The organism is Streptomyces sp. NBC_00028 (assembly GCF_045041065.1).
Classification (GTDB): Bacteria; Actinomycetota; Actinomycetes; order Streptomycetales; family Streptomycetaceae; genus Streptomyces.
Map to the genome: position 1 here is coordinate 8,205,811 of NZ_CP108293.1, position 12,712 is coordinate 8,218,522.

13 protein-coding genes, 1 pseudogene and 1 riboswitch are annotated in these 12,712 nt (G+C 71.1%); of the genes and pseudogenes, 11 read left to right on the forward strand and 3 right to left on the reverse strand.

Going from position 1 to position 12,712, the window contains the following annotated elements:
* The first annotated feature begins 90 nt into the window (after nt 1–90).
* Nucleotides 91–1,218, forward strand: coding sequence for a glycoside hydrolase family 6 protein (locus tag OG885_RS37045; RefSeq protein WP_405743050.1), 1,128 nt, complete (start codon nt 91–93; stop codon nt 1,216–1,218).
* Here the strand turns inward: OG885_RS37045 and OG885_RS37050 are convergent.
* Nucleotides 1,197–2,633 carry a uracil-xanthine permease family protein gene (locus OG885_RS37050; RefSeq protein ID WP_405739326.1) on the reverse strand — a complete coding sequence of 479 codons (1,437 nt, stop codon included), beginning with the start codon at nt 2,631–2,633 and terminating at the stop codon, nt 1,197–1,199. The genes OG885_RS37045 and OG885_RS37050 overlap by 22 nt on opposite strands.
* 290 nt (nt 2,634–2,923) lie before the next feature.
* Here OG885_RS37050 and OG885_RS37055 point away from each other — a divergent pair.
* Together OG885_RS37055 and OG885_RS37060 are read left to right on the forward strand one after the other, a co-directional pair.
* A pseudogene (locus OG885_RS37055) lies at nt 2,924–3,481 on the forward strand (alginate lyase family protein); the annotation flags it as partial.
* Between the two features lie 82 nt (nt 3,482–3,563).
* Complete coding sequence (locus OG885_RS37060; RefSeq protein ID WP_405739329.1) at nt 3,564–4,022, forward strand: acyl-CoA thioesterase; 459 nt, start codon at nt 3,564–3,566, stop codon at nt 4,020–4,022.
* Between the two features lie 51 nt (nt 4,023–4,073).
* Here the strand turns inward: OG885_RS37060 and OG885_RS37065 are convergent, their stop codons facing one another.
* On the reverse strand, nt 4,074–5,285 hold the full coding sequence (locus tag OG885_RS37065) for an MFS transporter (protein WP_405739332.1): 1,212 nt from the start codon (nt 5,283–5,285) through the stop codon (nt 4,074–4,076).
* 109 nt (nt 5,286–5,394) lie between these two features.
* Here OG885_RS37065 and OG885_RS37070 point away from each other — a divergent pair, with 109 nt between their 5' ends.
* Nucleotides 5,395–6,573, forward strand: coding sequence for an ROK family transcriptional regulator (locus OG885_RS37070; RefSeq protein WP_405739335.1), 1,179 nt, complete (start codon nt 5,395–5,397; stop codon nt 6,571–6,573).
* A 66-nt stretch (nt 6,574–6,639) separates the two neighbouring features.
* On the opposite strand, the gene OG885_RS37075 is transcribed toward OG885_RS37070, so the two are convergent.
* The gene (locus OG885_RS37075) at nt 6,640–7,392 is read right to left on the reverse strand and encodes an SDR family oxidoreductase (protein ID WP_405739338.1); all 753 of its coding nucleotides are present in this window, start codon (nt 7,390–7,392) and stop codon (nt 6,640–6,642) included.
* Nucleotides 7,393–7,678: 286 nt separating this feature from the next.
* Nucleotides 7,679–7,809: riboswitch (FMN riboswitch) on the forward strand.
* Between the two features lie 146 nt (nt 7,810–7,955).
* On the opposite strand from OG885_RS37075, the gene OG885_RS37080 reads away from it, so the two are divergent.
* Genes OG885_RS37080 through OG885_RS37110 form a run of 7 tightly spaced genes read left to right on the forward strand, consistent with a single transcriptional unit; the run spans nt 7,956 to nt 12,675 of the window.
* Complete coding sequence (locus OG885_RS37080; RefSeq protein ID WP_405739340.1) at nt 7,956–8,561, forward strand: riboflavin synthase; 606 nt, start codon at nt 7,956–7,958, stop codon at nt 8,559–8,561.
* Nucleotides 8,558–9,199, forward strand: coding sequence for a nicotinamide riboside transporter PnuC (locus OG885_RS37085; RefSeq protein WP_405739342.1), 642 nt, complete (start codon nt 8,558–8,560; stop codon nt 9,197–9,199). The genes OG885_RS37080 and OG885_RS37085 overlap by 4 nt, the downstream gene beginning before the upstream one ends.
* Nucleotides 9,196–10,494: a bifunctional 3,4-dihydroxy-2-butanone-4-phosphate synthase/GTP cyclohydrolase II gene (locus OG885_RS37090; protein ID WP_405739346.1), complete on the forward strand. Its 1,299-nt coding sequence runs from the start codon at nt 9,196–9,198 to the stop codon at nt 10,492–10,494. Before OG885_RS37085 ends, OG885_RS37090 begins: the two co-directional genes overlap by 4 nt.
* 26 nt (nt 10,495–10,520) lie before the next feature.
* On the forward strand, nt 10,521–11,006 hold the full coding sequence (gene ribH / locus OG885_RS37095; protein ID WP_329341420.1) for a 6,7-dimethyl-8-ribityllumazine synthase: 486 nt from the start codon (nt 10,521–10,523) through the stop codon (nt 11,004–11,006).
* A 34-nt stretch (nt 11,007–11,040) separates the two neighbouring features.
* Nucleotides 11,041–11,313, forward strand: coding sequence for a phosphoribosyl-ATP diphosphatase (locus OG885_RS37100; protein WP_020117406.1), 273 nt, complete (start codon nt 11,041–11,043; stop codon nt 11,311–11,313).
* 47 nt (nt 11,314–11,360) lie between these two features.
* Nucleotides 11,361–12,218, forward strand: a complete 858-nt coding sequence (hisG, locus tag OG885_RS37105) for an ATP phosphoribosyltransferase (protein WP_194082281.1) — start codon at nt 11,361–11,363, stop codon at nt 12,216–12,218.
* A gap of 13 nt (nt 12,219–12,231) precedes the next feature.
* Nucleotides 12,232–12,675, forward strand: a complete 444-nt coding sequence (locus OG885_RS37110) for a PH domain-containing protein (protein ID WP_405739351.1) — start codon at nt 12,232–12,234, stop codon at nt 12,673–12,675.
* Nucleotides 12,676–12,712 lie beyond the last annotated feature (37 nt).

Consider the following 12,712-nt stretch of genomic DNA (forward strand, 5'->3'; position numbering starts at 1 on the left):
GGGGGAGGGGATCAGCGGGTGTCGGGCTTACGTGCGCGTCGCCTGGCCGAGCGCAGGGCCGAGTGCCGGCGTGCCGCGCGCCGCAACGGCATGGTCGCGGTGGCGTCCGTCGTGGTCGCCGTCGGCACCGCGACCGGGATGGTGTCGGCGCTGGGCGAGGGACGCGGCGCCGACGAGGCCCGCCCCGAGGTGACGAAGTCGCCGACCCTGGACATCAGGCCGCCCGCACCCTCGCCGTCCCCGTCGATGGCCACCAGGTCGGCGTCCCCGTCGGCCACCCCGAAGAAGAAGGCGAGCCCGACGCCCTCGCCGACGAGGGCCGAGGCCGAGAAGCAGCAGCCGTCGTCCGCGTCCGTCCGCCTCTACCGCCACCCCGACTCCCAGGTGCTCGACTGGGTCAGGGAGAACGCCGGCGACCCGCGGCACGACGTCATCGAGTCCCGGATCGCCGACCAGCCCGCGGCCGTGTGGTTCGCCGACTACGCGCCGGACAGCGTCACCTCGCGGGTCGAGTCCGTCACCGCGGGCGCCGCCGCGCAGGGCCGGGTGCCGGTCGTCGTGGCGTACACCATCCCGGGCCGCGACTGCGGCGGGGCCTCCCAGGGCGGGGCGCCGGACCTCGACGCGTACGACGCCTGGATCGACCGGTTCGCCGCGGGGCTCGGTTCCGGCGAGGTCGTCGTGATCCTGGAGCCCGACTCGATCGCCCAGTCGGAGTGTCTGTCCGGTGGCCAACGGGCCGACCGTTTCGCCTCGTTGGCCCGCGCGGGCCGCGTGCTGAAGGCCGCGAACCCGAAGGCGCGGGTCTACTACGACGCCGGCCACTCCGGCTGGCACCCGGCGGCCAGGCAGGCGGAGCTGCTGCGGCAGGCGGGCGCAGGGTCGGCCGCGTCCTCCGACGGGGTCTTCAGCAACGTCTCCAACTTCCACCGCACCGCCGACGAGATCGCCTACGACCGCCGGGTGCTCGCCGCGCTGGGCGGCCCGGCGGGCCTCGGTGCCGTCATCGACACCAGCCGCAACGGCAACGGCGCCCCCGCCGACGGCGAGTGGTGCGACCCCGACGGCCGCAAGCTGGGCCGGGCGCCCACGCTGAACACGGGCGAGGCCCGGATCGACGGCTATCTGTGGGTGAAGCTGCCGGGCGAGTCGGACGGCTGCAAGGGGGCGCCGGGGACGTTCACCCCGTCGTACGCCTACGACTTGGCGTCGTCGTAAGGGCCGTCGCCGGAAGAGCGGTCGTTCGGTGAGCCGTCGCCGGGAGAGCCCTCGTAGGACGACGTGCCCTCGTCCAACAGCGGCTTCTGCTCCTTGAGATGGGCCGGCGCGAACGCCCGCAGCGCGTGGTAGCCGGTGATGACGACCACCGTGCCGAGCGCGATGCCGCTCAGCGAGAAGGTGTCGGTGAACTTCATCGTCACGTTGCCGACGCCGATGATGATGCCCGCCGCGGCCGGCACCAGGTTCAGCGGATTGCGCAGGTCCACCTTGGAGGTGATCCAGATCTGCGCGCCGAGCAGACCGATCATGCCGTAGAGGATGACGGTGATGCCGCCGAGGACACCGCCCGGGATCGCGGCGACGACCGCGCCGAACTTGGGGCAGAGGCCGAAGAGCAGGGCGAAGCCGGCGGCGGCCCAGTAGGCGGCGGTCGAGTAGACGCGGGTCGCGGCCATCACGCCGATGTTCTCGGAGTACGTGGTGTTGGGCGGGCCGCCCAGCGCGGTGGACAGCATCGAGCCGACGCCGTCCGCCGAGATCGCCGTGCCGAGCTTGTCGTCCAGCGGGTCGCCGGTCATCTCGCCGACCGCCTTGACGTGTCCGGCGTTCTCCGCGACCAGCGCGATGACGACGGGGAGGGCGACGAGGATCGCCGACCACTCGAAGGACGGGCCGTGGAAGTCCGGCAGGCCGATCCAGTCGGCGTTGCCGACGGCGGAGAGGTCCAGCCGCCAGTGGTCGGTGAGCTTGCCGCTCGCGTCCACCGAGTGGATACGGCCGAAGATCCGGTCGAAGGCCCAGGAGATGCCGTACCCGAAGATCAGCCCCAGGAAGATCGCGATCCGGGACCAGAAACCGCGCAGACAGACGACGGCCAGACCGGTGAACAGCATGACCAGCAGGGCCGTCCACTGGTCCTGCGGCCAGTAGGTGCTCGCGGTCACGGGAGCCAGGTTGAAGCCGATCAGCATGACCACCGCGCCGGTGACGATCGGTGGCATCGCGGCATGGATGATCCGCGCCCCGAAGCGCTGGACGGCGACCCCGACGAGGAACAGCGCGACGCCGACCACGAAGACCGCGCCGGTGACGGTGGCACTCGTACCGCCCTGGGCGCGGATCACGGCCGCGACGCCCACGAAGGACAGTGAGCAGCCGAGGTAGCTGGGCACCCGGCCACGCGTGGCGAGCAGGAAGATCACGGTCGCGACGCCGGACATCATGATGGCCAGGTTGGGGTCCAGGCCCATGAGGACGGGGGCCACGAAGGACGCCCCGAACATCGCGACCACGTGCTGGGCGCCGAGCCCGACCGTGCGGGGCCAGGACAGCCGTTCGTCGGGGCGTACCACCGCTCCGGGCGCGGGCGTCCGCCCGTCTCCGTGCAGCTTCCAGCGCACGCCGAGGTCCATGGTGAGGTTTCGCTTTCTCTGTACGTGAAGCTTGTCCGGACCATTGTCACGGGTACCTCGGGGTCCTACGCTCGCACGGTTCTATTCATGAGCTGCGTTCATATAGGGGTCTGCGCTCGGGCCGTCCGCGCACGCCGCCCCGAGCGTCCCGAGGAACACCGGGCTCGAACGGCGACCGGCTCCAGCGGGCGAAGCTCCGACTCGACCGAGATCTGGGGCTGCCCCTTCGGACAGCGGGACGGACAGCGCAACTGCGAGGTCGACACCGGCACCGAAGCCAGGACGGGCGGACGGACTTCCTCGACTGGCTGCTGACCAGCGACTTCGGCAAGCAGGAAGCCGCCGCGACCAACAACCACGGCACCTTCCACGACCTCCAGCCCGCCGCCCTGGCGTACGCGACCGGCGACAAGGACCTGGCCAGGCGCACCGTTCTGGCCGCCCGTGCCCGGCGCATCGACCCGCAGATCGCCGCCGACGGCGGCCAGCCGCAGGAGCTCGCCCGCACCCGCAGCTGGCACTACTCCACCTTCGACCTGGTCGCCTACACCCGCCTCGTGGCGATCGGCCGCCACGTCGGCGTCGACCTGTGGAGCTATGAAGGTCCCGACGGGCAGAGTCTGTTCAGGGCCGTCGACTTCCTGCTGCCCGCCGCCACCGGAGCCGCCGCGTGGCCGTATCCCGAGCTGGAGTTCCACCTCTACGTCGCCGTCGACGTCGTCCACGCGGCGGCCGACGCGGGGGACCGCCGAGCGCGGGACGCCGTGCGGTACCTGGACGCGCCGCCCAGGGGCGACCTCTGGGCGCTGCGGCCGGCGGCGGAGCGGCTCGACTCGATCGCGGGCTGACCCGGCCGCCCGAGGGTTCCTGAGCGCTCGCTTAGGATAGATCCGTGCCCTCGCTTTTCAGCCACGATCAGGAGCCCCACCCGTGACCGCCGACGCCCCGACCGCCCCCGCCCTGTCCCACGGCAGGCTGATCCCCGTCACCGTCCACTTCGACGACCTCGACGCGCTCGGGCTGCTGCACAACGCCCGCTACCCGCTCAAGGTCGAGCAGGCCTGGACCGAGCTGTGGCAGGGGTACGGCATCCATTTCGAGGGCGACTGGGCGGCGGCAGGCGACGCCTGCAACGCGGTCAGGGAACTGCGGATCTCGTACGAGGCGCCGGTCACCAAGACCGGCGTCTACGCCGTCCACCTCTGGCTGGAACGGCTCGGCACGACCGGCCTGACGTACGGCTTCCGCTTCTGCTCGCAGGACGGCGCCGAGACCTACGCGCAGGGCACGCGTGTCCTCGTCCGGCTGGACTCGGAGACGCTGCGCCCCGCGCCGTGGAGCGACCGGTTCAGGGCCGCGGGGCAGGAGCTCCTGCGCACGGAGGGCTGATCGCGTCAGGCCGGCTGTCGCAGACCGATACGGTCGGGCGGAGTCGGTGCCTCAGGCCTGCTGGTCGGGCACCGGCACCGTCGGTCGGCTGAGCTTCGGCCGGTCACGGTCGCCCGCCCGCAGGACGTTCGCGAAGGCCACGAGCCCGCTCGCCAGCACCGTCACCAGGATGAACGACACCAGCAGGCTGGTCGCCTGGGCGATGGTGCCGATCGCGCTCGGCGCGACCAGCCCCGAGGTGTAGGTGATCGTCGCGACACCGGCGATGGCCAGGCTCGGGTTCGAACCGCTGCGGCCCGCGGCGGCGAAGCACAGCGGTACGACCACGGCGATCCCCAGCCCCATCAGCGCGAACCCGGCCATCGCCATCGCCGGGGTGTTCGACAGGACGATCAGCAGTCCGCCGAGCACGGCGAGGACACCGCCCGCCCGGACCGTGCGCACCGAGCCGTACCGGTCCACGATCCGGTCACCGGCCAGTCGTGCGACCGCCATCGTCAGGGTGAAGCCGGTCGTGCACGCGGCCGCGAGGCCCGCCGAGGTCTCCAGCTGGTCCCGCAGATAGACCGCGGACCAGTCCAGGCTCGCGCCCTCCGCGAAGACCGCGCAGAACCCGACGGCGCCGATGAGCAGTGCCGACTTCGGCGGGAGCGCGAACCGGGGCGGCGGCTCCTCGTCCTCGGTGGGCTGGAGGTCGAGCACCCAGCGGCAGGCCAGCAGGCCGAGGCAGGTCAGGACGGCCGACGCCAGGACGTGATGCAGACGCGCGTCCGAGCCCAGGTGGGCGGCGAGCGTACCGGCCGCCGAGCCGATCACCGTGCCCACACTCCACATGCCGTGCAGGCTGGACATGATCGACCGGCCGATCCGGTTCTCGATCTCGACACCGAGGGCGTTCATGGCCACGTCCGCCATGCCCGCCGTGGCGCCGAAGACGAAGAGGGCGAGGCACAGGGCCGGGAGATTGGGGGAGAGGGACGGCAGAACCAGGGCCAGTGTCCACAGGGAGATCAGCCCGCGCAGGGCGTTACGGGCGCCGAAGCGATGGCTGATCCGGCCCGCCAGCGGCATGGCCACGGAGGCGCCGAGCGCCGGGAAGGCGAGCGCCAGGCCGAGCTGCCCCGCACTCACCGAGGCATGGTCCTGGATCCACGGCACACGCGTCGCGAAGGATCCGGTGACGGCGCCGTGCACGGCGAAGACGGCGGCCACGGCATAACGGGCGCGCTTCACCTGCCCCTGGTCATACAGCACGTCACTCATACTCTCCCGCCCCTTTGCGGCCTGTGGACCCCGTTGGCGTCGTAAACTATCAGGGACCCTGCCTGATAGATAGAGCAGTCCAAGCCGCCGATCTGGAAGGATCCCCGGCATGCCCGCATCCCCCAGCACCGCCCGGGCCATCAACGACCGGCTCGCCCTGCGTCTGCTCCAGCAGGAAGGCCCGTTGACGGCAGGGCAGTTGAAGCAGCTCACCGGTCTGTCCCGGCCGACGGTCGCCGACCTCGTCGAGCGCCTCGCCGCGGCCGGTCTGATCGAGGTGGCCGGGGAGTCGGGCGAGCAGCGACGCGGCCCGAACGCGAAGTTGTACGGCATCGTCGCCGACCGGGCCCACCTGGCCGCGCTGGACGTCCGCACTGAGGGCGTCACCGTCGTCGTGGCGGATCTGCTGGGCCGGGTGCTGGCCGAGTCCTCGGTCCCGATCGCCGGGGACATCGGCACCGGACCGGCGGTCGAACAGGCGGTGGCCCTGGTCGAGCGGGTCGCCAAGGAGGCGGGGGCCGACCGCCTGCACACCGTCGGCATCGGCGCCCCCGGCCTCATCGACCCCGCCACCGGCGAACTCCGCAACTCCACGGGCCTGCCCGAGTGGCACCGCCGTCTGGTCGCCGCCCTCCAGGAACGCCTCCCGGAGGCCCGCGTCCACGTCGAGAACGAGACCAACCTGGCGGCCCTGGCGGAACAACGGGACGGCGCGGCGCAGGACCGGGACACCTTCGTCCTCCTGTGGCTCGGCCACGGCACGGGCGCCGCCGTGGTCCTGGACGGCTCCCTGCGCCGCGGCGCGTCCGGCGGCACGGGCGAGATCGGCTTCCTGCCGGTACCGGGAACGGACGGCCTCCCGTCGGCGACGGGCTGCGAGGGCGGCTTCCACTCCCTGGCGGGCTCGGCGGCGATCGCGGAACTGGCGGAGGAGTACGGGGTGGTGGCGGAGGCGGCTGAACACGAGCCGGTGGCGGCGGGACTGGTGGGGACGGCAGTCGCAGAGGGCGCCGGCGACTTCCTGGACACCCTCGCCGACCGCCTCGCCGTAGGCGTCTCGTCGGTCGTCGCCGTGCTGGACCCGGGGTGTGTGGTCCTGGGCGGCGAGGTGGGAGAGGCGGGCGGGACGGAGCTCGCCGGCCGCGTACAGGAACGGGTCCGCCGCATGTCGCCCCTGCCGACGGAGGTGCGGTCCAGCACCCTGGGCGGCGCAGCAGTACTGCGGGGCGCCCTGCTGACGGCACGAGAACGAGCCCAAGAGGACCTGTTCAGCCCACGAGAGCGCTGAGGCTTTTGCTTTCAGGGGCGCGGCGAACTGCGTGACCAGCCCCCAACCGGGCCCGCACGCTGCGCGCTACCCAACCCGCCCTGCAAACCGCCGAGCCAGGTACTCCTCGAACGTCCCCTTCCCCACACCCCGCTCCACCGCCAGATGCCCACCCACCCGAAACTCCCGATACGCCTTCCCGCCCAACCGCACATTGACCACCCACCGCCGACGCCCCGTCGCCTTCAGATACGCCCGCGCAAACTCCTCGAACGTCCGCACCTCAGGCCCACCCATGTCAGCCACCCGCCCCGCGGGTGCCCCCGCCGCCAACTCGGCCAGCCGACCCGCGACTTCGGCCACCTCGATCGGCTGGTCCGACACCCCGGCCGGCAACAGCATCACCGGCACCCTGGACACCGCGTTGAAGAACCTCACCAGCAGATCGTGGAACTGCGTCGTGCGCAGCACGGTCCACGGCAGCCCGGACTCCTCGATCTGCTTCTCCACGGCGAGCTTGGCCCGGTAGTAGGGGAACGGCACCCGGTCGACGCCGACGATCGAGATGTAGACGAGATGACCGACCCCCGCCTTCCGCGCCGCCGCGATGAGGTGAGCCGCCGCCTTCTCGTCCCCGCCCGTCTGCGTGGACGCACAGTGCACGACCGTGTCCACGCCCGCGACGGCCCCGTCCAGCGCGGCCCCGCCCTCGCGCAGATCGACGGCGTACGGTTGTGCGTGCCGGCTGAGCACCCGCACCTCGTGTCCGTCCGCCCGCAGCCGCTCGGCGACGAGCCGGCCGAGGGTGCCGGTGCCGCCGGTCACCAGGATCGTGGTCATGCTGGTCAGCCCCTTTGTGCCTACGTCGGCGCTCCCGTGTGGAGCGCCCGCTGAGGAAGAGACGCGGGGACCCCCGGGAAATGTGACATCGCTGAGGACCCGGCGGCGGGCAAGGGCCGTCGTCACCGCCGCCGGGCCGGTCTGCGGTGATCCAAAAAGGACTAGACCAGAGAGTCTTACAGTTGGGCCGGGTTGAGAAGTCCAGTCACCCCACGTGTGAGCCACTCCACATGACTCACCCGGATGGACCACGATCAGCCGTGGCACACTGGCCATGTACCAGAAGCAGCGCACTCCGGGGTCGGTGAAAGTCCGAACCGGCGGTTACAGTCCGCGACCCGACCGCTTCCAGCGGCCGGTTGACCAGGTGAAATTCCTGGACCGACGGTTAAAGTCCGGATGGGAGGCAGTGCGCGGCGGGCGGGCATTCGTGCGCGCCGCCGTAAGTGTTCGTCCTCAGGGGCGACTCTGTCCGGCGTCGCCCCCGGTGTTCCTGCTCGTTCTTTCTGTCGTCATCGACAGCCCCGGAGTCCGTGCCCCTATGTGGCAGGAGGACCCGGGAAGTGTTCACCGGAATCGTCGAAGAGCTGGGCGAGGTCACGGCCGTCGAGGACCTCGGCGATGCCTGTCGCTTCCGTCTGCGCGGCCCCGTCGTCACCGAAGGCGCGAAGCACGGTGACTCGATCGCCGTCAACGGCGTCTGCCTCACCGTCGTGGAGCACGAGGGCGACGAGTTCACCGCCGACGTCATGGCGGAGACCCTCGTCCGCTCCAGCCTGCGCACCCTGACCGCCGGCTCCCGCGTCAACCTCGAACGCCCCACGGCCGTCGGCGCCCGCCTCGGCGGACACATCGTGCAGGGCCATGTGGACGGCACCGGCGAGGTGCTGGAGCGCAAGCCCTCCGAGAACTGGGAGATCGTGAAGGTCTCCCTCCCCGCGGACCTCTCGCGCTATGTCGTGGAGAAGGGCTCCATCACCGTCGACGGCATCAGCCTCACCGTCGTCGAGGCCGGGCCCGACTACTTCACGGTCAGCCTCATCCCCACCACCCTCGACCTGACCACGCTCGGCCACAAGCAGCCCGGCGACCCGGTCAACCTCGAGGTCGACGTCGTCGCCAAGTACGTCGAGCGGCTGCTCGCGAGCGCGCAGGGAGCGGGCAAGTGAACTCGCTGAACACCGAGGCCTTCACCCTCTTCGACCAGCACATCCTCTGGTCGGACATGATCGGCAACATCTTCGGCCTGATCGCCCTCGCCCTCGGCTGGCGTCGCTCCATCTGGAGCTGGCCCGTCCAGTTCGTCGCCGGCCTCATCCTCTTCGGCGCGTTCTACGGCCACCTCACCGGCAGCGCGGGCAAGCAGGCGATCGTCATGGTCGTCGCGGTGTACGGCTGGTGGCAGTGGAACCGCAGCAAGCGGCAGGGGTCCGACGGCCACATCGCCCCGCGGTTCGCCACCTGGCGCGAGCGCGGCGCGATGATCGCCGCCGCGGCCGTCGGCACGGTCGCCGTCGCCCTGCTCTTCAAGGCCTACCCGAGCCTGTCCTGGGACCCCTGGCCCGACGCCTACATCTTCGTCGGCACCGTCGTCGCCATGTACGCCCAGGCGCGCGGCATGGTCGAGTTCTGGATCGCCTGGCTCCTCGTCGACCTGGTCGGCGTCCCCCTCAACTTCGCCAACGGCTACGCCTTCTCCGGCTTCGTCTACGTCATCTACGGCGCGCTCGTCCTGTGGGGCATGCGCGACTGGTGGCTGCGCTCCCGCTCGGCCGCGCGGCCCGCTCTGGAAGGAGCGCCGGCATGAGTACGGCAACGATCCTCTACAGCACGGACGGCATCGAGGACTTCGCGCTCGACCCGGTCGAGCAGGCCGTCGCCGACATCGCGGCCGGCCGCCCGATCGTCGTCGTCGACGACGAGGACCGGGAGAACGAGGGCGACCTCGTCGTCGCCGCCGAGAAGGTCACCCCCGAGATCGTGGCCTTCATGATGAGCGAGTGCCGCGGCCTGATCTGCGCCCCCATGGAGGGCGAGGAGCTGGACCGCCTCAAGCTCCCGCAGATGGTCGACGACAACACCGAGCAGATGAAGACGGCGTTCACCGTCTCCGTCGACGCCTCCGGCGCCCACGGCGTGACCACCGGCATCTCCGCCTCCGACCGCGCCACCACACTCCAGCTGCTGGCGAGCGGCGACGCCGAGCCCACCGACTTCGTCCGCCCCGGCCATGTCTTCCCGCTGCGCGCCCAGCCCGGCGGCGTCCTCACCCGCAACGGCCACACCGAGGCCGCCGTCGACCTCGCCCGTCTCGCGGGCCTGCGCCCGGCCGGCGCGATCGTCGAGATCGCCGGCGAGGACGGCCGGATGCTGCGCCTGCCCGAGCTGATCCCCTTCGCGCGCAAGCACGGCCTGACGATCATCTCCATCGAGGACCTGATCGCCTACCGCCGCTCCGCCGAGCCCACCGTCCGCCGCGAGGCCGAGGTCCAGCTGCCCACCGCCCACGGCGAGTTCACGGCGTACGGCTACCGCTCCACGGTCGACGGCGTCGAGCACGTCGCCCTCGTCCACGGCGAGATCGGCGACGGCGCGGACGTCCTGGTCCGTGTCCACTCCGAATGCCTCACCGGCGACGTCTTCGGCTCCGCCCGCTGCGACTGCGGCCCCCAGCTCGACGCCTCCCTGGAGCGCATCCAGTCCGAGGGCAGGGGAGTGGTCGTCTACCTGCGCGGCCACGAGGGACGCGGCATCGGCCTGCTGTCCAAGCTGCGGGCGTACGAGCTCCAGGAACGCGGCCGCGACACCCTCGACGCCAACCTGGAACTCGGCCTGCCCGCCGACGCCCGGGACTACGGCGCCGGCGCCCAGATCCTCAAGGACCTCGGCGTGCGCAGCGTCCGTCTGCTGACCAACAACCCCGACAAGTCCGACGCCCTGCTGAGGCACGGCATCGACGTCAACAGCCGGGTGCCCATGCCCGTCCAGGCGGGCGAGCACAACCTCCGCTACCTGCGCACCAAGCGGGACCGGATGGGCCACGACCTGCCCTGGCTGGACACCGCCCCCGCGGCCCCCGTGTCGGCCTGCAACAACCAGTAGAACCACTTCCTAGGAGACCTGAGAACGTGAGCGGCAAGGGTGCACCGGAGCTGTCCGTACGCAACGTGGGTGACCTGCGGGTCGCCGTCATCGCGGCGCAGTGGCACGAAAAGGTGATGGACGGACTGGTCGACGGCGCCCTGCGCGCCCTGCACGACCTGGGCATCGACGAGCCGACCCTGCTCCGGGTCCCCGGCAGCTGGGAGCTCCCGGTCGTCGCCAAGGTGCTGGCCGGGCGGGGCTACGACGCCATCGTCGCCCTCGGTGTGGTCATCCGCGGCGGCACCCCCCACTTCGAGTACGTCTGCCAGGGCGTCACCCAGGGCCTCACCCAGGTCTCCGTCGACACCGGCGTGCCCGTCGGCAACGGCGTGCTGACCTGCGACACCGAGGAGCAGGCCCTGGACCGGGCCGGCCTGGAGGGCTCCAACGAGGACAAGGGGCACGAGGCGGTGACGGCGGCGGTGGCCACCGCGGCCACCCTCCGCTCAGTATCTGAACCGTGGCACTGAGCTGAGCGGGGTGTGGCATAGGCTGAGCGTCACCATGTCCAATAAGACGTTCGAGGAGCTCTTCACCGAGCTCCAGCACAAGGCCGCAAACGGCGACCCCGCCACCTCCCGCACCGCGGAACTGGTCGGCAAGGGCGTCCATGCCATCGGCAAGAAGGTCGTCGAGGAAGCCGCCGAAGTCTGGATGGCCGCCGAGTACGAGGGCAAGGAGGCCGCTGCCGAGGAGATCTCGCAGCTGCTGTACCACGTCCAGGTGATGATGGTCGCTCGCGGCATCTCGCTGGACGACGTGTACGCCCACCTGTGAACCAGCCAGTTCCCCCAACACCCCATCACGCGAAGGAAGCCGACCTCATGCTGCGCATCGCCGTCCCCAACAAGGGTTCCCTGTCAGGCCCTGCGGCGGAGATGCTGCATGAGGCCGGCTACCAGCAGCGCCGCGAGTCCAAGGAACTGCGGATCGTCGACCCGGAGAACGAGGTGGAGTTCTTCTACCTCCGCCCCCGCGACATCGCGATCTACGTCTCCTCCGGCCGCCTCGACATCGGCATCACCGGCCGCGACCTGCTCATCGACTCCGGCGCCAAGGCCGAGGAGATCCTCCCGCTCGGCTTCGCCCGCTCCACCTTCCGCTTCGCCGCCAAGCCCGGCACCGCGACCGGCGTCCAGGACCTCAAGGGCAAGACGGTCGCCACCTCCTACGAGGGCATCGTCGAGGGCCACCTCGCCGACAACGGCGTCGACGCCTCCGTCGTCCACCTCGACGGCGCCGTCGAGACCGCCATCGAACTCGGCGTCGCCGAGGTCATCGCGGACGTCGTCGAGACCGGCACCTCGCTGCGCAACGCGGGCCTGGAGGTCTTCGGTGAGCCGATCATGAAGTCCGAGGCCGTCGTGATCCGCCGCACGGACGCCGACACCTCCTCGGAGAACGAGCCCAAGGTCCAGCAGTTCCTGCGCCGCCTCCAGGGCGTCCTGGTCGCCCGGACCTACGTGATGATGGACTACGACTGCCGCGTCGAGCAGCTGGAGAAGGCCGTCGCCCTCACGCCCGGCCTGGAGTCCCCGACCGTCTCCCCGCTGCACAACGAGGGCTGGGTCGCCGTCCGCGCGATGGTCCCCGCCAAGGAAGCCCAGCGGATCATGGACGACCTGTACGACATCGGCGCCCGGGCCATCCTGACCACGGCCATCCACGCCTGCCGTCTCTGAGGACCCCGCAGCCATGTCCGACCTTCCCGCCCTCCCCGTGACCTTCCGCCCCGGCCGCACCCGGGCCGTCCTGCTCACCGCGGGCGTGGCGATCTTCGCCACCATCACGGCGATCGCGCTGCTCCTGGAGAAGCTCGGCCCCGGTGAGCGGCTCAGCTTCGTCTTCACCGCGGCCCTCATCTTCGGCGTACTGGCCATGCTGGCCCGTGTGAGGGTGGTCGCCGACGACACCGGCGTCACCGTGGTGAACATCGCCTCCAGGCGCCGACTGGAGTGGGCCGAGATCATCCAGGTGAACCTGCGGCCCGGCGACCCCTGGGTGTTCCTCAACCTCAGCGACGGCACCAGCCTGCCCGCCCTGGGCATCCAGCCCGGTATCGCCAAGCAGCAGGCCATCACCGACGCCCGTGCCCTGCGGGCGCTCGTAGAGGCCCGCGGCACAAGGGATCTGCCGTAGAAGGCCCTGTCTTGATTAATCTGTTGGCGGAGGCGTT

Bases quoted from the DNA above. Each gene is read 5' to 3' on its own strand.
- OG885_RS37075 (WP_405739338.1), bottom strand. From the start codon at position 7,392: ATGACCACGATCCTGGTGACCGGCGGCACCGGCACCCTCGGCCGGCTC.
- OG885_RS37070 (WP_405739335.1), top strand. From the start codon at position 5,395: ATGCCCGCATCCCCCAGCACCGCCCGGGCCATCAACGACCGGCTCGCC.
- hisG (WP_194082281.1), top strand. From the start codon at position 11,361: ATGCTGCGCATCGCCGTCCCCAACAAGGGTTCCCTGTCAGGCCCTGCG.
- OG885_RS37100 (WP_020117406.1), top strand. From the start codon at position 11,041: ATGTCCAATAAGACGTTCGAGGAGCTCTTCACCGAGCTCCAGCACAAG.
- OG885_RS37110 (WP_405739351.1), top strand. From the start codon at position 12,232: ATGTCCGACCTTCCCGCCCTCCCCGTGACCTTCCGCCCCGGCCGCACC.
- OG885_RS37050 (WP_405739326.1), bottom strand. From the start codon at position 2,633: ATGGACCTCGGCGTGCGCTGGAAGCTGCACGGAGACGGGCGGACGCCC.
- OG885_RS37065 (WP_405739332.1), bottom strand. From the start codon at position 5,285: ATGAGTGACGTGCTGTATGACCAGGGGCAGGTGAAGCGCGCCCGTTAT.
- OG885_RS37045 (WP_405743050.1), top strand. From the start codon at position 91: ATGGTCGCGGTGGCGTCCGTCGTGGTCGCCGTCGGCACCGCGACCGGG.
- OG885_RS37090 (WP_405739346.1), top strand. From the start codon at position 9,196: ATGAGTACGGCAACGATCCTCTACAGCACGGACGGCATCGAGGACTTC.